This is a genomic window from Sphingomonas sp. GW821-FHT04B01 (assembly GCF_059420425.1).
Map to the genome: position 1 here is coordinate 86,809 of NZ_JBWKTR010000001.1, position 22,899 is coordinate 109,707.

At 69.6% G+C, this 22,899-nt stretch carries 25 protein-coding genes; 10 read left to right on the plus strand and 15 right to left on the minus strand.

The annotated features are described in order from the left end of the window. Positions 1 to 4: 4 nt before the first annotated feature. The gene (locus AC07UH_RS00455) at positions 5 to 1,402 is read left to right on the plus strand and encodes a UdgX family uracil-DNA binding protein (protein ID WP_495179711.1); all 1,398 of its coding nucleotides are present in this window, start codon (positions 5 to 7) and stop codon (positions 1,400 to 1,402) included. A 254-nt stretch (positions 1,403 to 1,656) separates the two neighbouring features. Here AC07UH_RS00455 and AC07UH_RS00460 read toward each other — a convergent pair whose 3' ends face one another. Beyond that, positions 1,657 to 2,451 (minus strand): aldo/keto reductase, encoded by a 795-nt coding sequence (locus AC07UH_RS00460; RefSeq protein ID WP_495179710.1) that lies wholly within the window; start codon positions 2,449 to 2,451, stop codon positions 1,657 to 1,659. A gap of 75 nt (positions 2,452 to 2,526) precedes the next feature. Between AC07UH_RS00460 and AC07UH_RS00465 the strand changes: the two genes are divergently transcribed. After that, positions 2,527 to 3,159, plus strand: a complete 633-nt coding sequence (locus AC07UH_RS00465) for a DedA family protein (protein ID WP_495179709.1) — start codon at positions 2,527 to 2,529, stop codon at positions 3,157 to 3,159. On the opposite strand, the gene AC07UH_RS00470 is transcribed toward AC07UH_RS00465, so the two are convergent. From AC07UH_RS00470 to AC07UH_RS00525, 12 genes are all read right to left on the minus strand, one after another. Next, positions 3,150 to 4,553: a hypothetical protein gene (locus tag AC07UH_RS00470; RefSeq protein ID WP_495179708.1), complete on the minus strand. Its 1,404-nt coding sequence runs from the start codon at positions 4,551 to 4,553 to the stop codon at positions 3,150 to 3,152. The genes AC07UH_RS00465 and AC07UH_RS00470 overlap by 10 nt on opposite strands. A 42-nt stretch (positions 4,554 to 4,595) precedes the next feature. After that, positions 4,596 to 5,078 (minus strand): hypothetical protein, encoded by a 483-nt coding sequence (locus AC07UH_RS00475; RefSeq protein ID WP_038664893.1) that lies wholly within the window; start codon positions 5,076 to 5,078, stop codon positions 4,596 to 4,598. A gap of 11 nt (positions 5,079 to 5,089) precedes the next feature. Next, positions 5,090 to 5,650, minus strand: coding sequence for a demethoxyubiquinone hydroxylase family protein (locus AC07UH_RS00480; RefSeq protein WP_038664890.1), 561 nt, complete (start codon positions 5,648 to 5,650; stop codon positions 5,090 to 5,092). After that, positions 5,647 to 6,129 (minus strand): disulfide bond formation protein B, encoded by a 483-nt coding sequence (locus AC07UH_RS00485; protein WP_137898153.1) that lies wholly within the window; start codon positions 6,127 to 6,129, stop codon positions 5,647 to 5,649. Before AC07UH_RS00485 ends, AC07UH_RS00480 begins: the two co-directional genes overlap by 4 nt. 7 nt (positions 6,130 to 6,136) lie before the next feature. Beyond that, entirely contained in the window at positions 6,137 to 7,501 is a 1,365-nt protein-coding gene (locus AC07UH_RS00490; RefSeq protein WP_495179707.1) for a S41 family peptidase, read from the minus strand. A 99-nt stretch (positions 7,502 to 7,600) separates the two neighbouring features. Further along, complete coding sequence (locus AC07UH_RS00495; RefSeq protein ID WP_495179706.1) at positions 7,601 to 8,818, minus strand: murein hydrolase activator EnvC family protein; 1,218 nt, start codon at positions 8,816 to 8,818, stop codon at positions 7,601 to 7,603. Further along, the gene (locus AC07UH_RS00500) at positions 8,818 to 9,240 is read right to left on the minus strand and encodes a 23S rRNA (pseudouridine(1915)-N(3))-methyltransferase RlmH (protein WP_495179812.1); all 423 of its coding nucleotides are present in this window, start codon (positions 9,238 to 9,240) and stop codon (positions 8,818 to 8,820) included. The genes AC07UH_RS00495 and AC07UH_RS00500 overlap by 1 nt, the downstream gene beginning before the upstream one ends. Position 9,241: 1 nt before the next feature. Further along, the gene (gene rsfS, locus AC07UH_RS00505) at positions 9,242 to 9,667 is read right to left on the minus strand and encodes a ribosome silencing factor (RefSeq protein ID WP_495189846.1); all 426 of its coding nucleotides are present in this window, start codon (positions 9,665 to 9,667) and stop codon (positions 9,242 to 9,244) included. Continuing rightward, on the minus strand, positions 9,657 to 10,277 hold the full coding sequence (locus AC07UH_RS00510) for a nicotinate-nucleotide adenylyltransferase (RefSeq protein WP_038664877.1): 621 nt from the start codon (positions 10,275 to 10,277) through the stop codon (positions 9,657 to 9,659). The genes rsfS and AC07UH_RS00510 overlap by 11 nt, the downstream gene beginning before the upstream one ends. Continuing rightward, positions 10,274 to 10,558 (minus strand): type II toxin-antitoxin system RelE/ParE family toxin, encoded by a 285-nt coding sequence (locus AC07UH_RS00515; protein ID WP_495179705.1) that lies wholly within the window; start codon positions 10,556 to 10,558, stop codon positions 10,274 to 10,276. Before AC07UH_RS00515 ends, AC07UH_RS00510 begins: the two co-directional genes overlap by 4 nt. Next, positions 10,555 to 10,809, minus strand: a complete 255-nt coding sequence (locus AC07UH_RS00520; protein ID WP_495179704.1) for a hypothetical protein — start codon at positions 10,807 to 10,809, stop codon at positions 10,555 to 10,557. The genes AC07UH_RS00515 and AC07UH_RS00520 overlap by 4 nt, the downstream gene beginning before the upstream one ends. 31 nt (positions 10,810 to 10,840) lie before the next feature. Further along, a complete protein-coding gene (locus tag AC07UH_RS00525) occupies positions 10,841 to 12,103 on the minus strand; it encodes a glutamate-5-semialdehyde dehydrogenase (RefSeq protein WP_038664871.1) in 1,263 nt (420 codons plus the stop codon). Between the two features lie 61 nt (positions 12,104 to 12,164). Between AC07UH_RS00525 and AC07UH_RS00530 the strand changes: the two genes are divergently transcribed. Beyond that, positions 12,165 to 13,238 (plus strand): DUF3667 domain-containing protein, encoded by a 1,074-nt coding sequence (locus AC07UH_RS00530; protein ID WP_495179703.1) that lies wholly within the window; start codon positions 12,165 to 12,167, stop codon positions 13,236 to 13,238. Between the two features lie 7 nt (positions 13,239 to 13,245). Here the strand turns inward: AC07UH_RS00530 and AC07UH_RS00535 are convergent, their stop codons facing one another. Continuing rightward, complete coding sequence (locus AC07UH_RS00535; RefSeq protein ID WP_495179702.1) at positions 13,246 to 14,931, minus strand: class I adenylate-forming enzyme family protein; 1,686 nt, start codon at positions 14,929 to 14,931, stop codon at positions 13,246 to 13,248. A gap of 65 nt (positions 14,932 to 14,996) precedes the next feature. On the opposite strand from AC07UH_RS00535, the gene lgt reads away from it, so the two are divergent. From lgt to AC07UH_RS00570, 7 genes are all read left to right on the plus strand, one after another. After that, the gene (gene lgt, locus AC07UH_RS00540; protein WP_038664861.1) at positions 14,997 to 15,905 is read left to right on the plus strand and encodes a prolipoprotein diacylglyceryl transferase; all 909 of its coding nucleotides are present in this window, start codon (positions 14,997 to 14,999) and stop codon (positions 15,903 to 15,905) included. Between the two features lie 246 nt (positions 15,906 to 16,151). Then, entirely contained in the window at positions 16,152 to 17,138 is a 987-nt protein-coding gene (locus AC07UH_RS00545) for a class I SAM-dependent methyltransferase (protein ID WP_495179811.1), read from the plus strand. Further along, on the plus strand, positions 17,135 to 17,644 hold the full coding sequence (locus AC07UH_RS00550; protein ID WP_137898161.1) for a GNAT family N-acetyltransferase: 510 nt from the start codon (positions 17,135 to 17,137) through the stop codon (positions 17,642 to 17,644). The genes AC07UH_RS00545 and AC07UH_RS00550 overlap by 4 nt, the downstream gene beginning before the upstream one ends. Next, the gene (gene pgeF, locus AC07UH_RS00555) at positions 17,641 to 18,402 is read left to right on the plus strand and encodes a peptidoglycan editing factor PgeF (protein ID WP_495179701.1); all 762 of its coding nucleotides are present in this window, start codon (positions 17,641 to 17,643) and stop codon (positions 18,400 to 18,402) included. Before AC07UH_RS00550 ends, pgeF begins: the two co-directional genes overlap by 4 nt. 185 nt (positions 18,403 to 18,587) lie before the next feature. Beyond that, positions 18,588 to 19,913 (plus strand): cystathionine gamma-synthase family protein, encoded by a 1,326-nt coding sequence (locus tag AC07UH_RS00560; protein WP_038667588.1) that lies wholly within the window; start codon positions 18,588 to 18,590, stop codon positions 19,911 to 19,913. 343 nt (positions 19,914 to 20,256) lie between these two features. After that, a complete protein-coding gene (locus AC07UH_RS00565; protein ID WP_495179700.1) occupies positions 20,257 to 20,781 on the plus strand; it encodes a phosphoribosyltransferase in 525 nt (174 codons plus the stop codon). A 140-nt stretch (positions 20,782 to 20,921) separates the two neighbouring features. Further along, the gene (locus AC07UH_RS00570) at positions 20,922 to 22,724 is read left to right on the plus strand and encodes an aminopeptidase P family protein (protein ID WP_495179699.1); all 1,803 of its coding nucleotides are present in this window, start codon (positions 20,922 to 20,924) and stop codon (positions 22,722 to 22,724) included. 4 nt (positions 22,725 to 22,728) lie between these two features. On the opposite strand, the gene AC07UH_RS00575 is transcribed toward AC07UH_RS00570, so the two are convergent. Continuing rightward, positions 22,729 to 22,872, minus strand: a complete 144-nt coding sequence (locus AC07UH_RS00575; RefSeq protein WP_169742554.1) for a hypothetical protein — start codon at positions 22,870 to 22,872, stop codon at positions 22,729 to 22,731. Between the last annotated feature and the right edge of the window lie 27 nt (positions 22,873 to 22,899).

Sequence of the window (22,899 nt, forward strand, 5' to 3'; positions counted from 1 at the left end):
GCAGATGCGGCTGGCGACCCTCCCCGCGCCCGACGATTTTGACGCCTGGCGCGATACCGCGCGGGCGCTCGCGGCGGGGGACGTGCCGCCGGACGACGTGGTGTGGCAGGTCGGCGATACCCCCGCCGACCTGTTCGCCGCCGCCGCCGAGGAATCGGCTCCGCCGCCGCCGGTCGGGACGCTGTCGGTGCCGCGCGCGTTCATCGACCTCGCGCGCAGCGTGGTGATGGCGGCCGAGCCCGAGCGGTTCGCCTTGCTCTATACCGTGCTGCACCGGCTGCGCCGCGAACCCAAGCTGATGGAGGATCACGCCGATCCGCTCATCCGCAAGCTGGAGGTGATCGCCAAGAACGTCCGCCGCGACATCCACAAGATGCGCGCCTTCCTGCGCTTTCGCGAGGTCGCCGACGACGATGGCGCTAGCCGCTACGTCGCCTGGTTCGAGCCCGAACATCATATCGTCCGCGCCAACGCCGCCTTTTTCGTCAACCGCTTCGCCAGCATGCGCTGGTCGATCCTGACGCCCGAGGTGTCGCTGCACTGGGACGGCAAGGCGCTGTCGGAAGGGCCGGGCGCGAGCAAAGGCGACGCCCCCGACGGCGATCCCACCGAAGAGGTGTGGAAGACCTATTATGCCAGCATCTTCAACCCGGCACGCGTCAAGGTCGGCGCGATGCTCAAGGAGATGCCGCGCAAATATTGGAAGAACATGCCGGAGACGGCGCTGGTCGGGCAATTGATCGCCGGCGCGCAGGCACGGGAGAGCGGGATGATCACCCAGTCACGCGAGGCGCCGACGATCGGCGACAATGTGCAGGCGGCCTGGGCGGCGCTGCGCGACGAGGCCGCGGCGTGCACCCGCTGCCATCTCTACAAACATGCGACGCAGACGGTGTTCGGCGAGGGGCCGGTCGATGCGCAGATGATGTTCGTCGGCGAACAGCCGGGCGATCAGGAGGATCTCGCCGGTACGCCGTTCGTCGGCCCGGCGGGGCAGGTGTTCAACCGCGCGATCGCCGCGGCGGAGATCGACCGGTCGCGCGTCTACGTCACCAATGCGGTCAAGCATTTCAAGTTCGAACAGCGCGGCAAGCGCCGCATCCACGCCAAGCCCGATACCGGAGAGATCCAGGCGTGCCGCTGGTGGATCGAGCAGGAGCAGATGCTGGTCCGCCCGCAGGTGACGGTGGCACTCGGCGCGACCGCGGGACGGTCGCTGTTCGGGCGGGCGGTGACGATCGGGCGCGAGCGCGGGCAGGCGCTGCGGCTGCCGGAGGGTGGCGAGGCGTGGATCACCGTGCATCCGAGCTATCTCCTCCGCCTGCCCGACCCGGCGCAGAAGGAGGACGAATTCGCGCGGTTCGTCGAGGATCTGAAGAAGGCGAAGGCGGCGGCGGGGTAGTCCTCCCAGGCACGAGGCGGGCTATCGTATATGGACGCTCGTGCGAGCCGGTCGTCTTCCATGCTTGTTCCGTCACCCCGGACTTGTTCCGGGGTCCACCCTGCGGCGAGGAGAAAGGCTTGGCTCGATACCGTTCTCCTGCGGCCCCGTGGACCCCGGAACGAGTCCGGGGTGACGAATTTGATAATAGAACCGATCGAACCTCATCACCGCAATCATACGCGATAGCCCTGCCCCGCCGGGGAGGATTTGGGTCACATCTCGCGCGCGTCCTGGCCCATCCGTTCGCCGGTTTCGAGGGCGTCGATCGCCGCGATATCGTCCGCGTCCAGCGTCAGGTCGAGCGCGGCGAAATTGTCGGTCATGTGCTCGGCGTCCGCCGCCTTGGGGATCACCGACAGGCCGTGGGCGAGATGCCAGGCGATCACCACCTGCGCCGGCGAGCGGCCGTGCTTCTCTGCCACCCGCACGATCGCACTATCGCGCAGCAGGTCGCCGCCCTGCCCGAGCGGGCTCCACGCTTGCGTCACGATACCGTGCGCGTCGTGATAGGCGCGCTCCTCGCGGCGCTGGTGATAGGGATGCAGCTCGATCTGGTTGAGCACCGGCGTCACCCCGGTCGCATCGATGATCGCGTCGAGATGCTCGGGCAGGAAGTTGGACACGCCGATCGACCGCGTCTTGCCCGCATCGCGCAAGCCGACCAGCGCCTTCCACGCGTCGACATATTCCCCCTGCCCCGGCGCCGGCCAGTGGATCAGGTACAGATCGACCGCGTCGACCCCGAGCAAAGCGAGGCTTTCGTCGAGCGCCGCCTCGGGATCGCCCTGCCGGTCGTTCCACAATTTGGTGGTAAGGAACGCCGCGCTGCCGTGGACGCCCTCGCCGACGCCGCGCTCGTTGCCGTAGATCGCGGCGGTGTCGATCAGCCGATAGCCAAGATCGAGCGCGCGGCGCACCACCAGCGGCGCCTGCGGGTCGGGGAGCTTCCAGGTGCCGAGGCCGAGCCGCGGCATCGTGCGGCCGTCGTTGAAGGTGAGGTCATCCATAATGGCACGAGCGCATGGGGTCGCCGCCCGGTTCCCCCTTCCCTTGGCCGCCCCGATCCGCCAAGTCCCGGTCCCATGTTCGAAAAGATCCTGGGCGTTCTCGCCACCTTCACCATCTGGGTGATCTCCAGCGGCGGCTATGTCGGCATCGCGATCCTGATGGCGATCGAAAGCGCGTGCATCCCGCTCCCCTCCGAGATCATCATGCCGTTCGCCGGCTATCTCGTCTCGACCGGGCGGTTCGACCTGATCCTTGCCGCGACGGCGGGCGCGATCGGCTGCAACATCGGCTCGATCGTCGGCTATGAGGTCGGCAAGCGCGGCGGACGGCCGATGGCCGAGCGCTGGGGCCGCTACCTCCTGATCGGACCGGGCGAGCTCGACGCCGCCGACCGGTTCTTCGCGCGCTGGGGCAGTCTCGCGGTGCTGATCGGCCGGCTGCTGCCGGTGATCCGCAGCTTCATCGCCTTTCCCGCCGGCGTCGCGCGGATGCGGCTGGTGCCGTTCCACGTCTATACCTTCCTCGGCTCATGGCCGTGGTGCTTCGGCCTCGCCTGGGTCGGCATGAAGCTCGGCGACAAATGGAACAGCGACCCGCGCGTCAAGGCGGCCTTCCACCAGGCCGACCTGCTGATCGGCATCGTGCTGGTCGCGTTGGTCGCCTTCTACATCTGGCACCGGGTGCGCGGGCTCAAGCGTCACGGCTGAGCGCGACGCACCCGCCAGACCAGCCAGCCGAGCATCGGCAGCGCCAGCACCGCCCACACGCCAAAGCCCGCCCATGGCGTCCAGCCGAACCATTCGTTCGGCACGGTGCGCAGACCACCGCGCAGGAAGGCGGGGCGCACCCATTGCCAGATCGGGAAGGTGACGAGCGGCGGCGCGAAGATCTCGGCGGCGGCGATCATGGCGTTGATCGCAATCGACAGCGCCAGCAACAGACTCATCGCGATCCGCTCGCCGCGGCCGCCGGCGCGCATCCATTCCGCCGCCAGCCCGAGCGCGAGCGGCGCCACCGCCGGGATAAGGAAGCGCGGCCCGGTGGTATTGCCGCCGTCCCAATAGACGTAGGCGGCATTGACCAGCAGCACGATCAGCGCGCTCAGCGTGGCGGCGAGTGCCACCGGCCGCAGCGGCGGACGGCGCAGCCAGTACCATAGGCCGAGTGGCGCCAGCAGCAGCACCGGCGCGACCCAGATCAGCCCGAGCTGGAAGCTGAGCAGCACCGCGCGCATCGCATACAAGCGCGGCCAGCCGAGCCCGAACAGCCCCTGATGCATCCCCTCCCAGCCGACGACGCCGGAATAGCCGACGCGGAACGGCGTGCCGAAGGCGACGAAATTGTAGAGCGCGAGCGGCAGCAGCGCGACCACGCCCGCGGCGACCGCGACGCCGGCGAGGCGCAACCGGTCGGGCCGGTCGCGCAGCCGCCAGAGCGCCCAGCCGGCGATCGGCACCGCGGCGAGCACCGCCTGATGCTCCACCACCACCGCCCAGCCGAGCGCTGCGCCGGCGAGCGCCGCCGCGCCCGCGCCCTGCGCACCGGGGCGGCTGCCGCGCCAGATCGCCCAGAATGCGATGGCATAGCAATCGGCGACCACGGCATGGCCCAGCAATGTCGTCGACCAGCCCCAGACCGGCGTGCCCAATGCATAGCCCAGCGCGGCGAACAGCCCGGCCGCGACGCTGCCGGTCAGCCCGGCGGCGAGATCGAAGAGCAGCACGGCAGCGAGCGCAGTGAGCAGCGCCGGGCCGATCGCGGCGGCGATGCGGGTGCGCAGCCGGAGGTAGCGTTCGAATTCGGGGCCGGCGGGGGCGTTGCCGAATCGTGTCGCGCGCATCCCAGTCGCCGCGTCGGCGATCCACACCGCGGGGAGCGCCATCAGCGTCATGCCCGGCGCCTTGTCGAGATAGGCGTGACCGTCGAAGCTCGCCTTGTCGATCGTCAGGGGGGCGAATTCGTCGATCGTCGCATCGCCATCCTCGACCAAGCTGATCGCGGCGAACATCCGCGTCGCATTATTGGGGTTGAGCTCCCAAGAGCCGAACCAGGCGCAGCTGAACCAGACGAGCGCGAACAGCACGATGCGGAGATCACGCATGGGCGGCGTGATGCCGTCGTTACCGCTGCGACCGGCGGGTCATCACGGGACGCGCGCCTCTTCGGCCTTGCGTGCCTGATTCTCCTTGCGCGCGGCGCGGGCGTTCTGGAGGAAGCAGCCGGTCTGGCCGCTCGCGCCGACCGTCGAGCAGCTGCCCGTGCCGTTGACGCCGACGCCCGCGTCGAGCGTGCCCTGCGCGCGCGCCGCCCAGCTTTCGTTCTGCGGCGTCACCTGGAATTCGCGCAGCTCCTTGGGGACGCGATATTGCTCGCGCGCGCTGCGCCGTTCGCAGATCACGATCTCCTGCCCGTCGTTGTTGGTCGGGCAGCGTTCGTTGCCATAGAGAACGAGAACGCCGTTGACCGGTGCGCGCTTGGCGACCTCGCCCGGGGTGGCGATCACCACCGGCTTGGCGGCGGCGGGGCCGGCGGGGGTCGACGTCACCTGCGCCGCGCCGGGCGTCGCCTGCTGGGCCGGCGCCGCGGCGGCAGTCAGCAACAGGGCGGTGGCGATGATCCTACGCATGGGTCTTCCTCTCAAATCCGCTTCGCCGCGGCGATCACCGCCTGCGTGCCGAGCCGGATCAGCCCGCTCAGCACCGGATAGGCGATGGCATTCTCGGCGCCGGCGGCGAGCGCATGGTCGCGATGCTCCAGCTCTTCCGCCTGGAAGTCGCGGATCGCCTCGGTCAGCTCGGGCTCGCTCGCGCCGAGTTCGTCGAGCTGCTCCTGATAATGGGTGTCGATCACGGTTTCGACCGCCGCGGTGCAGGCCATCGCCGCATTGGGGCTGATCGCCGCGGTGATCGCGCCGAGCGCGAACCCCGCCTTGTCCCAGATCGGCTGGAGCAGCGTCGGGCGGACGCCGCGCTTGACGATCAGATCGTCGAAGAAAGCGCGGTGGCGTTCCTCCTGGCTCGCCATATGATGGATCGCGCGGCTCGCCGGATGGCGATCGCCGAACACCGCGAGCTGGCCCGCATAGATGCGGATCGCGCCAAATTCGCCGGCCTGATCAACGCGGATCATCGCCTCGGTCGGTTCGCGCCGGTCGCCGGGCTTCCACCGGCGGGCGGGCTGCGGGGTCTCTGCCGTCATCGCGCTTTCCTCATCAGCCACAAGATAAGACCGGCGCCGCCGAGCGAAAGGATCGCATTGAAGCCGGCGAGCGAAATCCCGCCGAGGCTCCATTGCGCGACGTCGCAGCGGATCACCGGCGCCCTCATCAGCGCCGCCAGCCGCGCGTCGGGTCCGAGGCCGCGCAGGTCGACCGTCTGGGTGCAGGCGGTGAAGCCGTTCCACCAATGATATTCGACCCCGGCATGCGCGACGCCGATCGCGCCCGACACCGCGATGAGCAGCGCGGCGACGATGACGAACGCCTTGGCGATGCTCCGCTGCGGCACGACGAAGGCGAGCAAAGCGAAGGGCAGCGCGGCATAATGCGGCCAGCGCTGCCAATGGCACATCTCGCACGGGTAGAGATGCCCGACGAGCTGCGAGCCCCATGCGCCGGCGAGCAGCGCCGCGGGCAGCAGCAGCGCGATCCAGCGGGCGAGGCGCTCGTTACGGGTCATTCCGACCTCACTTCGCCGGCGGGGCCGGCGTCGCCGCCGGGATCGGGCGGGGCTTGGTCGCGGCGGCGACCTGCGCCGGGCCGCCGAGCCGCGCCACGGTCTTCAGCGCATAATAGAGCTGGAAGTCGTCGATGCCCTGCTTCTTGAGCTGGTCGGCGGTCATCGCGAAGCGCGGATCGTCCTTGGTGTCCTCCTCGAGGATCTTGTTGTCCGCCTTGACCTCGTTGATCAGGTGGCGGCGCAAATCGGCCTCGCGGAACACCGGGCGCGACTTGAAATCGGGGTCGCTGATCTGCGGCACCTTGATGTCGGGCTCGATCCCGCCCTCCTGCACGCTGCGGCCCGACGGCGTATAATAGCGCGCGGTGGTGAGGCGCAGCGCGGTCTGCGGGCCGAGCGGCAGCAGCGTCTGCACCGAACCCTTGCCGAAGCTGCGCTCGCCCATCACCAGCGCGCGGTGATGGTCCTGCAACGCGCCGGCGACGATCTCCGAGGCGGAGGCAGTGCCGGGGTTGGTCAGCACGACGACCGGCAGGCCGTGCGCGTCGTCGCCGGGCTTGGCGAAATAGCGTTCGATGTCGCTCTTCTCGCGGCCGCGCTGCGAGACGATCTCGCCGTGATCGAGGAAGGCGTCGCTGACCGCGATCGCCTGCGTCAGCAGGCCGCCGCCATTGTCGCGCAGGTCGACGACATAGCCGAGCGGGCGGTGGCCGAGGCTCTTGTCGATCGCCATGATCGCGGCGCGGGTGTCGGCGCCGGTGCTTTCCGAGAAGGTGTTGATGTTGACGTAGCCGACGTCGCCGCGGACTTCCCATTTCACCGGCTTCTGGACGATCACCTCGCGGTTCATCGTCACCTCGACCGGCTTGGTCTGGCCGGGCCGCACCAGCGTCAGGCTGATCTTGGTGCCCGGCTTGCCGCGCATCAGCGCCACCGCCTCATCGAGCGTCTCGCCGTAGATCAGCTTGCCGTCGATATGGGTGATGTAATCGCCCGACTTGACGCCGGCGCGCTGCGCGGGCGCATCCTCCTGCGGTGCGACGACCTTGACCGCGCCGTCCTCCATCTGGACGGTGAGGCCGAGGCCGCCGTAATTGCCCTCAGTCTGGATGCGCAGATTGTCATAGTCGAGCGCGTCGACGTAGCTCGAATGCGGATCGAGGCTGGCGAGCATGCCCTGGATCGCGCCCTTGATGAGCTTCTGGTCGTCGACCTTGTCGACATAGTCCGACTTGATCCGGTTGAAGACGTCGAGGAACTGGTCGAATTCGCGATAGGTATCGGTGTCGACCGCGGCCATCGCCTGCGTCGCGAGCGGGATGAGGGACAGCGAGCCGAGGAGTGCAGTCGCGGTAAGTAGCGGACGGGCCATCGAACATCCTGAAGGCGGAGAGACTGGGCTCGTTTAGCCGCATTCTCGGGCCGGAGCAAAGCGCAGCGCGGCTGAATGCAGGCTGACTTTGCGGTTGGCTCAGCCGAGCAGCGCGGCAATGTCCATCGGTCGGCCGCGGCGGCGCAGCTCGACGGTGATCTGCGGCGCCTCACCGGCGGTGGCGCGGCCGAGCGGCACGCCCGCGGCGACGCGCTGGCCGGCCCGGACGCGGATCGTGCCGAGGCCGGTGACGAGGCTGGTCCAGCCGTCGCCATGATCGATGATGACGATGCCGCGATAGCCGCGGAAGGCGCGGGCATAACGGACGATGCCGCCGGCCGGCGCGACCACCGGCGCGTCGGCGGCGACGGCGAAGGTCAGGCCGCGCGCGCGGACGCCGGCGTCGGAAATCTCGTCGAGCCCGGTGACGAGCCGACCGCGCACCGGCAGCCGATAAACGCCGCGGACGGGTGCCGGCGCGATGCTGCCCGGGGCAAGCGGGCGCGGCAGCGGCCCCGGCAGCGCGGCGAGATCGGCGGCGCGGACGCGCGAGACATCGCCGGCGCCGAGCGAATCGACGAGATCGCGGGCGCGCTCGCCGAGCGCCAGCGCGCGGTCCGATTCGCTCATCGCGGTGCGGCCGAGCGTCTCGCTGCGCTGCCGGTGCGTCGCCTCGAGGCGGGCGAGCGCGGTGCGATCGGCTTCGAGCCGCACGCGCCCGTCGCGCAACGCCGTGGCGGCGAGCGCGGCGTCGGCCTGCAAGGCGCGGGTGCGCGCGATCGCCTGACGTACCGCGTCGGTACGCGCCCGGACCACGGGCAGCGCGCCGCCGAGCACCGCGCGGACGTGGACGAGATCGTCGACCGAGCCGGGCTGGGCGATCGCCACCAGCGCGGGGCGGCGGGCGAGCGCGGTCAGCGCGGCGAGCAGTCGCGCGACGGGTTGCTGCTGCGCGGCGAGGCGGCCCTGCTGGTCGGCGAGCAGCCGCGCGACGATCGCCTGCCGGGCACGAGCGGCGGCGAGGGTCGCTTCGGCGGCGGCGACGCGGGCGGTCAGCGCGGCCTCCTCGGCGCGTGCCTTGTCGGCGGCGTCGCGTTCGGCGGCGGCATCGCGGGCGAGATCGTCGGCGCGGCGTGCGGCGAGCGTGGCGTCGCGCCGGGCAGCGGCGAGGCGCTGGCGTTGGTCGGTGAGGGTCTGGCCCTGCGCGGGAAGCGCGAGCGCGAGCAGCGCGAGGCACCACAAAGCGATCCGCCTGCCCCCTTCCGGCGCTTTCGGCGCCCTCCCGTCGCGGCGGGATGACAGCGACGCGCCGGCCATCACCCCTCCCGGTGGTACGGATGCCCCGCGAGGATCGACGTCGCGCGGAACAATTGCTCCGCCAGCATCGCCCGCGCCAGCATATGCGGCCAGGTCGCACGCCCGAACGACAGCAACAGGTCCGCCTCGGCGCGCTCGGCATCGCCGAAGCCGTCCGCCGCGCCGATCAGGAAGCGCACCTCGCGCGTGCCGGTGTCGCGCCAGCGCTCCAGCCGGCGCGCGAAGTCGAGCGACCCCAGCACTTCGCCCTTTTCGTCGAGCAGCACGCGGACCGTCTGCGCCTCGAGCGCGGGCAGCTTGCCGCCGGTGTCGGGCAGCTCGGTGACGCGCGTTGGCCAGATGATCCGCTTGAGGTAGCGCGCGACCAGCTCGGCCTCGGGCGAACGTCCGATCCGTCCTCGCGCCACGACATGCAGAAGGATGTCAGGCCTCGGGCGTCGAAGCGGCGGGGGGAACGGGGAGCGGCTTCAGCGACGACGACACGGTATCGCCGAACTGCCACATCCGTTCCAGATTGTAGAAGGTGCGCACCTCGGGCCGGAACAGGTGGACGACGACGTCGTTCGCGTCGATCAGCACCCAGTCGGCGGTCTGCAGGCCTTCGATCCGTACGCTGCGCTTGAATTCGGCCTTGATCTTCTCGGCGAGCTTGTTCGCCATCGAGGCGACCTGACGCGTCGAACGGCCGCTGGCGATCACCATATGATCGGCGATCGTCGACTTGCCGGCGAGCGGGATGGTGATCACGTCCTCGGCCTGATCGTCTTCGAGAGACGCCATGATCAGCCGGTGCAGCGCGTCGACTTCGGCCGGGTCGGCCGGACGCACGGCTTGGGGGTTAGTCGCCAAGGGGACTCCTGGGTTGCTGGGCCGGGTGGCGCCGGTGCCAGTCGGGATCGGCCGCACGGGCCGCGGTAGCGGAGGTAGGGTCGGGGCGGAAGCGCAACAGCACGAGTGCCGGCAATCTCCACATCGTCCAATGCTTCGCGTGGCTTGCGGGCCGTTGGAAGCGTCGCAGCCAACCCATGGCGACGCTCGCCCGGGCAGCCCGCTCATACCCCGGACGCGCGATCACCGCAATCGGCATCGTACGCGCGATCTCGCGCCAGCCGCGCCAGCGATGGAATTGCGCCAGATTGTCCGCGCCCATCAGCCAGATGAACTGCCGACGCGGGTAGCGGCGCTGCAATTTGCGCAACGTGTCGAGCGTGTAGCGGGTGTGCAGCCGCGCCTCGATATCGGTCGCGCGGATCGGCGCGCGCCGCGCCTGCCGCTTCGCCGAGGCGAGCCGCATCGCGAGCGGCGCCATGTCGCCGACCCCGTCCTTCAGCGGATTGCCCGGCGACACCAGCCACCAGGCCTCGTCTAGATCGAGCGCGCGGATCGCGGCGAGCGTGATCGCGCGATGCCCGCGATGCGCGGGGTTGAACGACCCGCCGAGAATACCGGTGGGGGTCAAGGATCGGTGCGCCAGTTCTCATGGGCATGCCGCATTCTTACGATTTCGACGCCGCCGTCCGTCACTCGATAGATCAAAAGGTAATCCGTATGCTTGATCCGCCATTTGCGGGAAGGACCGCCAAGGACGCTGCCCGCATACGGATAGTCTGCGAGAAACCGCGCCGCGGCGATTGCCGCCTGACCGATGCGATAGGCATGACGCGGATCGATCGTCCTAAAGTAATCGTCCGCACGTGCCAGATCAGCCTTCGCACGGCGTGTCCAGGATGCCGCGCTCATTCGGCGGCGGCGGACCGGTATCGCGCCTCGAACCAGGCTTCCATTTCGTCTTGGCTGACGAGCTCGCCGCGATCCGCGGAGTCGATGCCCTCCTGCACGAACGCGGCAAGCTCGGTATCCATCCGCACTGCCGTGCCGATCACAACGCGCAGATAATCGTCGACGGACATATGCCGCCATGCCGCAGCGGCGTGCAACGCGGTTCGCAGCGACTCGTCCATATCAAGCGGGATGATCGACCGCGGGTCCATGATCACAAGCTATGCCCTGTGGGCGGTGAGATCAACCGCGCACCTGCCCCGTCCCCCGCCCGATCCATTTGTAGGTCGTCAGCCCCTCCAGCGCGACCGGCCCGCGGGCGTGGAGGCGGCCGGTGGCGATGCCGATCTCCGCGCCGAGGCCGAACTCGCCGCCGTCGGCGAATTGGGTCGAGGCGTTCCACAGCACGATCGCGCTGTCGACCTCGGCAAGGAAGCGTTCGGCGACCGCGGCATCCCCGGCGACGATCGCGTCGGTATGGTGCGAGCCGTGGCGGGCGATATGCGCCATCGCGCCCTCGACACCGTCGACCAGGGCAACCGAGGCGATCGCATCGAGATATTCGGTGTCCCAGTCCGCCGCATCCGCCGGTTTGACGATCTCGCCGATCGAGGCCTCGACCGGATCACCGCGCACCTCGCACCCCGCCTCCTGCAACGCCTCGACCAAGTCGACCGGCGCGGCGAAGTCCCGGTCGATCAGCAAAGTCTCCATCGCGCCGCAGATGCCGGTGCGGCGCATCTTGGCGTTGACGACGATCGTTCGCGCCATCGCCGGATCGGCGGAGCCGTCGACATAGACGTGGTTGATGCCGTCGAGATGCGCGAGCACCGGCACCCGCGCCTCCGCCTGGACGCGCGCGACGAGGCTCTTGCCGCCGCGCGGTACGACGAGGTCGATCGCGCCCTCCGCCGCCAGCATCGCGCCGACCGCGGCGCGATCGGTCACCGGCACCAGTTGCGCCGCATCCGCCGGCAGCCCCGCCGCGGCGAAGCCCGCCGCGAGCGCCGCATGGATCGCCCGGTTACTGTGCACCGCCTCCGATCCGCCGCGCAGGATCGCGGCATTGCCCGCCATCACGCACAGCGCCGCGGCGTCGGCGGTGACGTTGGGGCGCGATTCGTAGATGATACCGATCACCCCGATCGGCACCCGGACGCGGCTGAGTTGCAGGCCGTTAGGCCGCTCGCTGCGGTCGATCACCTGCCCGACCGGATCGGCGAGCCCCGCCACCGCCTCGACCCCCGCGGCCATGCCGGCGATCCGCCCCGCGTCGAGCTTCAGCCGGTCGAGCAGCGCCGCCGAAAGGCCGCGCGCCTCGCCCGCCGCCATGTCGCGCGCGTTGGCGGCGAGGATCGCCGTCTCCGCGGAACGCAGCGCCGCCGCGGCAGCGCGCAGCCCGGCGGCCTTGGCGGCGGTCGGCATCCCCGCCAGCGTGGCGGCGGCGATGCGGGCGCGCCGCCCCATCTCGGCGATCAATTCGGTCGGATTCTCTGCGTCGGCCATAAGGTTCGTTACCACGATCTCCCCTCTCGCGCCACGATCGCACTCTTGCTACGTCCATGCCATGTCGGGGGATATCACAGCAGCAGGCGACCTCATCACCGGGGCGCTCGGCGCACGGGCGGTCGAGCCCCATGCGGGCGAACACGCAAGCCATGGCCACGGCAGTGGCCTGTGCCTCAATTGCGGGACGCGGCTGATCGGCGCGCATTGCCATGCCTGCGGGCAGAGCGGCCACGTCCACCGCAGCGTCGGCGCGATCGGCCACGAGATCGCGCACGGCGTCTTCCACTTCGAAGGCAAGATCTGGCGGACGCTGCCGATGCTGCTGTGGCGGCCCGGCGACCTCACCCGCCGCTACGTCGCCGGCGAGCGTGCGCGCTTCGTCTCGCCGCTCGCGCTGTTCCTGTTCACCGTCTTCCTGATGTTCGCGACGATCAGCGCGCTCGGCGGCGACATCGCCGAGCTGGTCACGCCCGAGCGGATGAATAGCAACGTCGTCGGCCTGGCGCGCGGTGCCGAGAAGGCGCAGCAGGGGCTCGACAAAGCGGAGGCGCAGCGCGCGCAGCTGGTCGCCGCGGGCCAGCCGACGGAACAGGTCGACAAGGACATCGCCTCGCTACGCACCGCGATCGCCGCGCTCAAACGCGTCAACGGCGGTGAAACCGGCGACATCCCCTCCGCGATGACCAATGCGAAGACGGGATGGGGGAAACTCGACCATGGATTGCAGAAGGCAAGCAAGAACCCGGGTCTCGCGCTCTACAAGCTGCAATCAAGCGCCTACAAATATAGCTGGCTGCTGATCCCGATCTCGACGCCGTTCGTCGCCCTGCTCTTCCTGTGGCGGCGGCGCTTCGGGCTGTACGACCATGCGATCTTCGTCACCTACAGCCTCGCCTTCATGATGCTGATGGTGATCGCGCTGATGCTGCTCGGCGTGGCGGGGCTGGGCAGCGGCTGGATCGTGCTGGCGGTGTTCGCGCTGCCGCCGCTGCACATGTACCGCCAGCTGCGCGGCGCCTATACGCTGCGCAGGGTTTCGGCGCTGTGGCGGACCGCGGCGCTGCTCGTCTTCGCCTGGGCGGCGCTGCTGACCTTCGTCGCGCTGCTGCTGATGCACGGCCTGACCGACTAGCGGCCGCTCAGGCCGCGACCAGCGCCCGATACGTCTCGCGCAGCGCGACCTTGTCGATCTTCTCGGTCCCCAGCCGCGGCAGCGGCGCGTCGGCGATCCAGATGCGGGTCGGCACCTTGAAGGCGGCGATATGGTCGGACAGGAACGCCTGCAATTCGCCCTCGCTCAGCGTCTCGCCGTCGCGCGGCTGGACGACCGCGCCGGGCACCTCGTCGAAGCGCGCGTCGGGCAGGCCGAACACCGCCGCCTCGGCCACCGCGGGATGCGCGTAGAGTGCCGCCTCGACCTCCTGGCACGAGATATTCTCGCCGCCGCGGATGATGATGTCCTTCTTGCGGTCGACGATGAACAGATAGCCGTCCGCGTCGAGATAACCGATGTCGCCGGTGCGGAAATAGCCGTCGGCGGTCATGCAGGCCGCGGTCGCCTCGGGCCGGTTCCAATAGCCGAGGAAGTTGCAGATCGAGCGGATCGCAACCTCGCCGCGCGCACCCTGCGCCACCGGTGCGCCGGCATCGTCGAGGATGGCGAGATCGACCAGCGGCGGCGAGGCGCGGCCGGCGCTGTTCGGCTTGGCGAGATAGTTGGTCCGCCAGTTGCCGGTGCCGACCGCATTGGTCTCGGTCAGCCCGTAACCGATAAGCGGCGCGCCGCCGCCCATCTCGGCATCGATGCGGCGGACGTGCTCGACCGGGCGCGGCGCGCCGCCGGCGGCGAAGTCGGTGACGGTCGAGAGATCGTAATCGGCGCGATCGGGATGGGTCAGGATCTCGAAGCTCATCAGCGGCACCCCGACGAAATAGCTGATCCGCTCCTGCGCGATCAGCCGCATCGCCTCGCCCGCGTCCCATTTGGGCATCAGCACCAGCTTGCGGCCCATCGCGAAGCTCTGCAGCAGCACCGGCACCTCGGCGGTGACGTGGAACAGCGGCAGCGTCAGCAGCGTCGAGGGCTGTTCGGTCGGCGCGTTGCCGTCTTGCGCGGCGATGCCGAGCATGGTGAGCGCCTGCGCGAGATAGTTGAAGACGCCCTGGATCACGCTGCGATGGTCGCACAGCGCCCCCTTCGACTGGCCGGTCGAGCCCGAGGTGAACAGGATCGTCGCATGATCCTCCGCCCCGACGGCGGGCAGCGGCATGTCGGGCTGGCCGGCGGCGGTCACCGCGGCGAGCGCCTGCGCCAGCGGCAGCGTGTCGTCGATCGTGACCACCGGCGCGGGCACGCCGGCGAGCCGCCTCGCCCGCGGCGCGTCGGCGAAGACCAAGGCGCACTCCACCTCGCGAATCGCCGCCGCCAGTTCCTCGGCCTGCCACCAGCCGTTGAGCAGGGTCGCGACGCCGCCCGCCATCACCACGCCCATGTAGAGCACGATCCACGCCGGCGAGTTGCGCATCGCGATGCCGACGCGGTCGCCGCGCGCGATGCCGTGCGCGGCGACCAGCGCCTGGGCGACCCCGGTCGCGACCGCATACACTTGCGCGAAGGTCAGCCGCTCGTCACCCGAGACGAGGAAGGTCTTGTCCGCATGTTCCTGACAATAATGAGCAAAATAATAAGGGAGCGAGGGCGGCGCGGCGGCGATGACCGGATAGTCGCGGCCGTCGCGCTGCACCGTACCGAGCGGCAGCATGCCGCCGGGCGCGGTCAGCGCCGCCATGGTCGCGTCCATGCGCACGTCGAGCGTCGTCCTCATATCTCTCTCCGCTTGGTCTTGTGCCTTTGGCCCACTATGCAGACGCCAAACCCTGGGGGAAAGCCTTGATCCTGCCGTTGCTCGCCGCTGCCGCCCCCACCGCCGTCCCGGCGGGCGGCGGCCACATCCGTTTTGCCGATCTGGGGCTGCACCCGGACATCTTCTCGATCGGCTTCTTCACGCTGCGCTGGTACAGCCTCGCCTATATCGCCGGCATCCTCGTCGGCTGGTGGTATCTGCTCAAATTGCTCGCCCAGCCCGGCGCACCGATGGCGCGGCGCCATGCCGACGACCTCGTCTTCTACGCGACGCTCGGCATCATTCTCGGCGGGCGGATCGGCTATGTGCTGTTCTACGCGCCCGAGATGCTGCTCCACCCGATCCGCATCCTGCGATTGTGGGACGGCGGCATGAGCTTCCACGGCGGCGTGATCGGCACGTCGATCGGGATCATCCTGTTCGCGCGCAAGCACAAGCTCGACTGGCTGCGGGTCCACGATTACATCGCCTGCGTGGTGCCGTTCGGGCTGTTCTTCGGCCGGCTGGCCAATTTCGTGAACGGCGAATTGTGGGGCAAGCCCGCCGACGTGCCCTGGGCGATCGTGTTCGAGCGGACCGTGCCGTTCGACGTGCCCGAGCCGGCGCGCCACCCCAGCCAGCTCTACGAGGCGGGACTGGAGGGGATCGTGCTGTTCGCGATCCTGTGGTTCGCCTTCTGGCGGACCAAGGCGCGCTACCAGCCGGGCAAGCTCGTCGGGTTGTTCGTGCTCGGCTATGGCGTGGCGCGGTTCATCGTCGAATTCTTCCGCGAACCCGATGCGCAGTTCCGCGGTTCGTTTATCGAGGCGACCGGCATCCATATGGGCCAGTGGCTGTGCGTACCGATGATCGCCGGCGGCCTGTACCTCGTGCTGACTGCGCCGAAGCGCCGCACGCGGGTGGAGCCGATCGCGGGGACGCAAAGCGTGGCGTAAGGGGGGTATCTTCGGCCACCCCTCCCCCACACATCTGTCATCCCCGCGGAGGTGGGGATCCATAGACGCCGACGTAACGGCTCAAGCGGGATCCGCGCGTCTGGATCCCCGCCTTCGCGGGGATGACGAAGGAAGGCGGAGGGCGGCTAAACCCTTGCGCCGCCCACTCCACACCGTCATTTCGGGCGGGTGACCGAAGCCCCCCTCCCCGACCGTCTCGCGCGCGCGATCACCCTTGCCGGGCCGATGCCGGTGTCGCAGTTCATGGCCGCCGCCAACGCGCATTATTACGCGACGCGCGACCCGTTCGGCGCGCGCGGCGATTTCGTCACCGCGCCCGAGATCAGCCAGATGTTCGGCGAGCTGATCGGCCTGTGGTGCGCCGATCTGTGGGACCGCGCAGGCCGGCCGGCAGTCGCCTGGGTCGAGCTCGGTCCCGGCCGCGGTACGCTCGCCGCCGACGCGTCGCGCGCGATGGCCAAGGCGGGCCTCGTCCCCGCGGTGCATTTCGTCGAAACCAGCCCCGTCCTTCGCGCCGCGCAGGCCGAGCGCGTGCCGGGCGCGACGTGGCACGACGGCGTCGACTCCTTGCCCACCGACGTCGCGCTGCTCGTCGTCGCCAACGAATTCTTCGACGCCTTGCCGATCCGCCAACTCGTCCGCCGCGGGGAGGGCTGGCACGAACGGCTGGTCGCCTGTCAGGACACGTTGTTCCTGCCGATCGCGGGCAAGGCGGTACCGGTCGCGCTGCTCCCCGAACCCTTGCGCGACGCCCCCGCCGGATCGGTGCTGGAGATTTCGCCGGCGAGCGTCGCGGTGATGCAGGCGCTCGGCCGCCGCATCGCCGTACAAGGCGGCGCGCTGCTCGCAGTCGATTACGGCTACGAGGGGCCGGCGCTCGGCGAGACGTTGCAGGCGGTGCGCGGCCACGGCTTCGCCAATCCGTTCGAGACGCCGGGCGAGCTGGATCTCTCGGCGCATGTCGACTTCACCACGCTCGCCGCCGCGGCGCAGGCGGCGGGCGCGGTCGCCTGGGGGCCGGTGACGCAGCGCGACCTGCTCGGGCAGCTCGGCATCGACGGCCGTGCCACCGCGCTCGCCCGCCATGCGCCCGAGCGGACCGAGACGATCCTCGCCGACCGCGCGCGATTGATGGGAAACATGGGGATGCTGTTCAAGGCGCTGGCGGTGACGCACCACGATTGGCCCACTCCGGCGGCGTTCGGCGCATGACCGCGAGGCTGCGCAACCCGACGGTTGCCGATGCCGAGGCGATCGCCGCGCTGATGGCGGATTGCTTCACCGCAACCTTCGGTTCGCTCTACGACCCCGCCGATCTGGCGAGCTTCCTCGATGGGCTGACGGTGGAGCAATGGCGGGCGGAGCTGGCCGACCCCGCCTTCGCCTTCCTGCTCGCCGAGGACGACGGCGCGGCGGTGGGGTTCGCGAAGCTGGGGCCGCATTCGCTGCCGGTGACGCCCGCCGGCACGATGATCGAGCTGCGCCAATTGTACCTGCGCGGGTCGCAGCAGGGCAGCGGGCTGGCGGCGCGGATGATGGACTGGGTGATCGCCACCGCGCGGGCGCGCGGCGCGGGCGAGCTGTTCCTGTCGGTCTATGTCGACAACCATCGCGCGCGGCGCTTCTACGAACGCTATGGCTTCGAGGAGATCGGCATCTACACCTTCATGGTCGGCAATCATGCCGACGAGGACCATCTGATGCGGCTGGCGCTGTGAGCGTCGAGGTGATCCGGGCGCGCCGCCTCGGCGACGTGCCGCACGGCTTCCTCGGACGCCGCGGGGGCGTGTCGCAAGGTTTATTTGCAAGCTTGGACCTCGGACGGCGGTCTCAAGAGGTCGACGCGTGGATCGCGGAGAACCGCCGTCGGGTAATCGCTGCTGTGATGCCGGCAGGCAACCTCTGCACGCTATACCAGATACATTCCGCCGACGCTGCTGTGATCGCGGACGCGTATCCGCATGAATGTCGCCCCCACGCAGATGCTCTGGTCACCGACCGGCCGGGGCTGCTGCTGGGTATCCTCACCGCGGATTGCGCGCCGGTGCTGTTCGCCGATCGCGATGCGGGCGTCGTCGGTGCGGCGCATGCCGGCTGGAAGGGTGCGCTCGGCGGCGTCACCGATGCGACGCTCGCCGCGATGGAGACGCGCGGCGCGCGACGCGAGCGGATCGTCGCCGCGATCGGGCCGTGCATCGCGCGCGCCTCCTATGAGGTCGACGACGGCTTCCTGCGCACCTTCGTGGAAGCGGACGCGGCGAACGAGCGCTTCTTCGCCGATGGCCGCGCGGGCCATCACCAGTTCGATCTCGAAGCCTATGTCGCGCATCGCCTCGCCGCCGCGGGCGTGACGCGGATCGAGGCGCTCGGACTCGACACCTATGGCGACGAGGAGCGTTTCTACAGCTTCCGCCGCGCGACGCACCGCGGCGAAGCGGATTACGGGCGGCAGATCAGCGTGATCGGGGTAGCATAACGTCCCTTTGTCATCCCCGCGAAGGCGGGGATCCATACGCGCGGACCTCGCGGCCCATCGGGACGTCGGCGTCTATGGATCCCCGCCTTCGCGGGGATGACGAAGACGAGATAGCAATCGGCCAACCGCAAACTGGTGTCATCCGTTACGATCCCCGGCTATGCTTCCCCCACAAGGAGAAGACCATGCCCGACGAAGCAGAACTGACCGGCGCCGGCGGCACCCCGAGCCCTGCCGCCACCGACATCGGCGTCGAGAAGATCGGCGACCGCAAGCTGCGCCCCTCGACGATGATGATGGGCCACGGCTTCGACCCGGCGCTGTCGGAAGGCGCGCTGAAGCCGCCGATCTTCCTCACCTCGACCTTCGTCTTCCCCAATGCCGCCGCGGGCAAGCGCCATTTCGAGGGCGTCACCGGCAAGCGCCCGGGCGGCGCCGACGGCCTCGTCTATTCGCGCTTCAACGGCCCGAATCAGGAGATCCTCGAGGACCGGCTCGGCATCTGGGAAGAGGCCGAGGATGCGCTCGCCTTCTCCAGCGGCATGTCGGCGATCGCCACGCTGTTCCTCGCGATGACCAAGCCGGGCGACACGATCGTCCACTCCGGCCCGCTCTATGCGGCGACCGAGACGCTGATCGGTCGCATCCTCGGCAAGTTCGGGGTCAAGTGGCTCGACTTCCCCGCCGGCGCGACGCGCGAGGAGATCGACGCGGTGCTGACCGAAGCCAGGACCGGCCATGTCGCGCTGATCTATCTCGAAAGCCCAGCCAACCCGACCAACGCGCTGGTCGATATCGAGGCGGTGGCGGCAAGCCGCGACGCGATCTTCGCCGATGCTGACGAGAAGCCGCCGATCGCGATCGACAACACCTTTCTCGGGCCGTTGTGGCAGCAGCCGCTGCGCCACGGCGCCGATATCGTCGTCTACAGCCTCACCAAATATGCCGGCGGGCATAGCGATCTCGTCGCGGGCGGCGTGCTCGGCAGCAAGGCGCACATCAACACGATCCGCTCGATGCGCAACACGATCGGCACGATCTGCGATCCGCATACCGCGTGGATGCTGCTGCGCAGCCTCGAGACGCTGGAGCTGCGGATGAGCCGTGCCGGCGAGAATGCGGTCAAGGTCTGCGCCTTCCTGCGCGACCATCCCAAGGTGGAGCGCGTCGGCTATCTCGGCTTCCTGCCCGACACGCCGGGGATGGAGCGCCAGGCCGACATCTACCGCCGTCATTGCACCGGCGCGGGCTCAACCTTCTCGCTGATCGTCAAGGGCGGCGAGGCGGAGGCGTTCCGCTTCCTCGACGCACTGCGCATCGCCAAGCTCGCGGTATCGCTCGGCGGCACCGAGACGCTCGCCAGCCATCCGGCGGCGATGACGCATCTGTCGGTGCCCGAGGAGCGCAAGGCGGCGCTCGGCATCACCGACAATCTGGTCCGCATCTCGATCGGCGTCGAGGATGCCGACGATCTGATCGCCGACTTCGATCAGGCGCTGAACGCGATCTGATCGGGTCGCGCGGCGGCGCGGGGATGGGTTTTTTGCGCAGAGACGCGGAGGCGCAGAGGGGTTCCGCCCTTCTGCGCCGCAGGCGCTCCTCAAATAGGGCCGGGTCACGTGGCTCGCCTCGCACGCACCATCTCGGCGTCTTCGCGTCTCTGCGCGAAAATGAATCACGCGAAGGCGCGAAGGTGCGAAGGCGCGAAGAGGTCGCGTTACAGGCCGCCTCACCCGTCCCACGGACGCGGATAGCGGGCCGCGCCCGCGGCGGGCGGGACACCTTCGCGTCTTCGCGTCTTCGCGCGAACCACATTGCCTTGCCCCGATGCGGCAATGCCACGATTATAAGCGGATGCCCGCGCTTCCCACATTCACCCATATCGCGCACGACGATTTCGTTGCCGCGGTCCACACGCTCGCCGACGCGGTGCGCGACGACGGCTGGACGCCCGATTTCATCATCGGCATCGGCCGCGGCGGCCTCGCGCCGGCGGTCTATCTCAGCCACGCCACCGGCCTGCCGATGCTCTCGGTCGATTATTCCAGCCAGGTCGAGGATTTCGCCGAGGCGCCGCTGGTCCGCCTCGCCGAACGCACGCGCGCCGGCGAGAAACTGCTGTTCGTCGACGACATCAACGATTCGGGCCGGACGATCGGCCATATCCGCAAGACGCTGGCGCAGGCCGGCGCGACCGCGGCGGTGCTGCGCTTCGCGACGCTGATCGACAACGCCAGCTCAGCCGAGCGCGTCGATTACGCCGCGCGCACGATCGACCGGCGCGACACCAAGGACTGGTTCGTCTTCCCGTGGGAAGCGGTCGCGCCGCAACAATCGCTCGCCGACGATGCCGCCCAAGTCCCCGACCGGATCGCCTGAGCGGCGCTTTGCCGTACCGATCCGCCCTCCCCCGTTCGCCCTGAGCCTGTCGAAGGGCAGATGAGTCTCACCGTGCTTCGACAGGCTCAGCACGAACGGTAGTATCGGAGGGCCAGATGCCCCAACCTATGGACATTCCCATGACGCCCCACCACGCCCGCCTCGCCGCGCTCCGCGCCGAACTCGCCCGCACCGGGCTCGACGGCTTCGTCGTACCGCTCACCGACGAGCATATGAGCGAATATGTCGGCGCCTATGCGCAGCGGCTCGGCTGGCTGACAGGCTTCGGCGGGTCGGCGGGCAGCGCGGTGGTGCTCGCCGACCGCGCCGCGATCTTCACCGACGGCCGCTATACGTTGCAGGTGCGCGAACAGGTGTCGGGCGACGACTGGGCCTATGTGCCGGTGCCGCAGGAGAGCGTCACGGGCTGGCTCGCCGCCAACGTCGATGACGGCGCTCGCATCGGCTACGATCCGTGGCTGCACACCGGCGGCTGGGTGAAGGATACCGCCGCCGCGCTCGCCGATCGCGGCGCGACGCTCGTCCCGGTCGCGGCCAATCCAATCGACGCGGTGTGGCACGACCGCCCCGCCCCCTCGGCTGCGACGCTCGTGCCGCACGACGACGCTTATGCCGGCGAATCCTCCGCCGCCAAGCGCGCCGGCATCGCCGACTGGCTGGCCGACCAGCGCGCCGATGCCGTCGTGCTCACCGCGCTCGATTCGATCGCCTGGACGCTCAACGTCCGCGGCGGCGACGTCGCGCACACGCCGGTCGCTTTGTCCTATGCGATCGTTGGCAGCGACGGCACCACCGACCTGTTCGTCGCCCCCGAGAAGATCGACGACGCGGTGCGCCAGCATCTCGGCAACGCCGTCCGCCTGCACGACCGCAGCGCCTTCGCCGCGGCGCTCGGCGGCTATGGCGGCAAGCGCGTCGCTGCCGATCCCGAGCGCGCCGTCGCCGCGATCTTCGATGCGTTGGGCGCGGCGGGCGCCAGAGTGCTGCCGCTGCGCGACCCCGTCGTGCTCGCCAAGGCGCGCAAGAACCCCGTCGAGGTCGCCGGCCATCGCGCCGCGTCGCTGCGCGACGGCGCCGCGCTCACCCGCTTCCTGCGCTGGGTCGAGACCGAATGCCCCAGGGGCGGCGAGACCGAATTGTCCGCCGCCGCCCGCCTGCTCGCCTTCCGTGAGGAAACCGGGCTGCTGCTCGACACGTCGTTCGACACGATCTCGGCGACCGGCGCGCACGGCGCCAGCCCGCATTATCACGTCACCGAGGAATCGAACGCGCCGATCCGCCCCGGCGAGCTGTTCCTGATCGATTCGGGCGGGCAATATCGCGACGGCACCACCGACGTCACTCGCGTCATGCCGATCGGCGCGCCGACGCCCGAGATGCGCGATCGCTTCACCCGCGTGCTCAAGGGCCATATCGCCATCGCCACCGCGATCTTCCCCGACGGCACCAGCGGCGCACAGATCGACGGTTTCGCGCGCCGGCCGTTGTGGGAGGCGGGGCTCGACTTCGGCCATGGCACCGGCCACGGCATCGGCAGCTATCTCGCGGTCCACGAGGGACCGCAGCGGATCGCCGCGCCCAATTACCCCGGCGGCGCCTCGCTCGAACCGCTGCGTGCGGGCATGATGCTCTCGAACGAGCCGGGCTATTACAAGGCCGGCGAATACGGCATCCGCATCGAGAATCTGCTGCTCACCATCCCGGTGACGATCGCCGGCGGCGATCCCGATCGCGCGATGCTCGGCTTCGAGACGCTCACCTTCGCACCGATCGAGCGGACGCTGATCGATCCCGCGCTGCTCACCCGCGACGAGCGCGACTGGCTCGATGCCTATCATGCCGAGGTGCTCGCCCGCATCGGCCCGGAACTGGACGCGGACGACCGCGCCTGGCTTGCGGCGAAATGCGCGCCGCTCGGCTGAGCGGCTATTCGTCGGGCTGTGCAGGCTTTTCCGGAGCATCGGGGGCGGGCGCGGCTTGGGCCGCGGCACGCGCCTGCGCCTTGCGCCGGTGCAGGTTCGCCCGCAATTGCGCCGCCAGCCGCTGCGCCCGTTCGTCCTTGTCCGCCATGCGATCTGCCTAGCCGCGACGACAAGC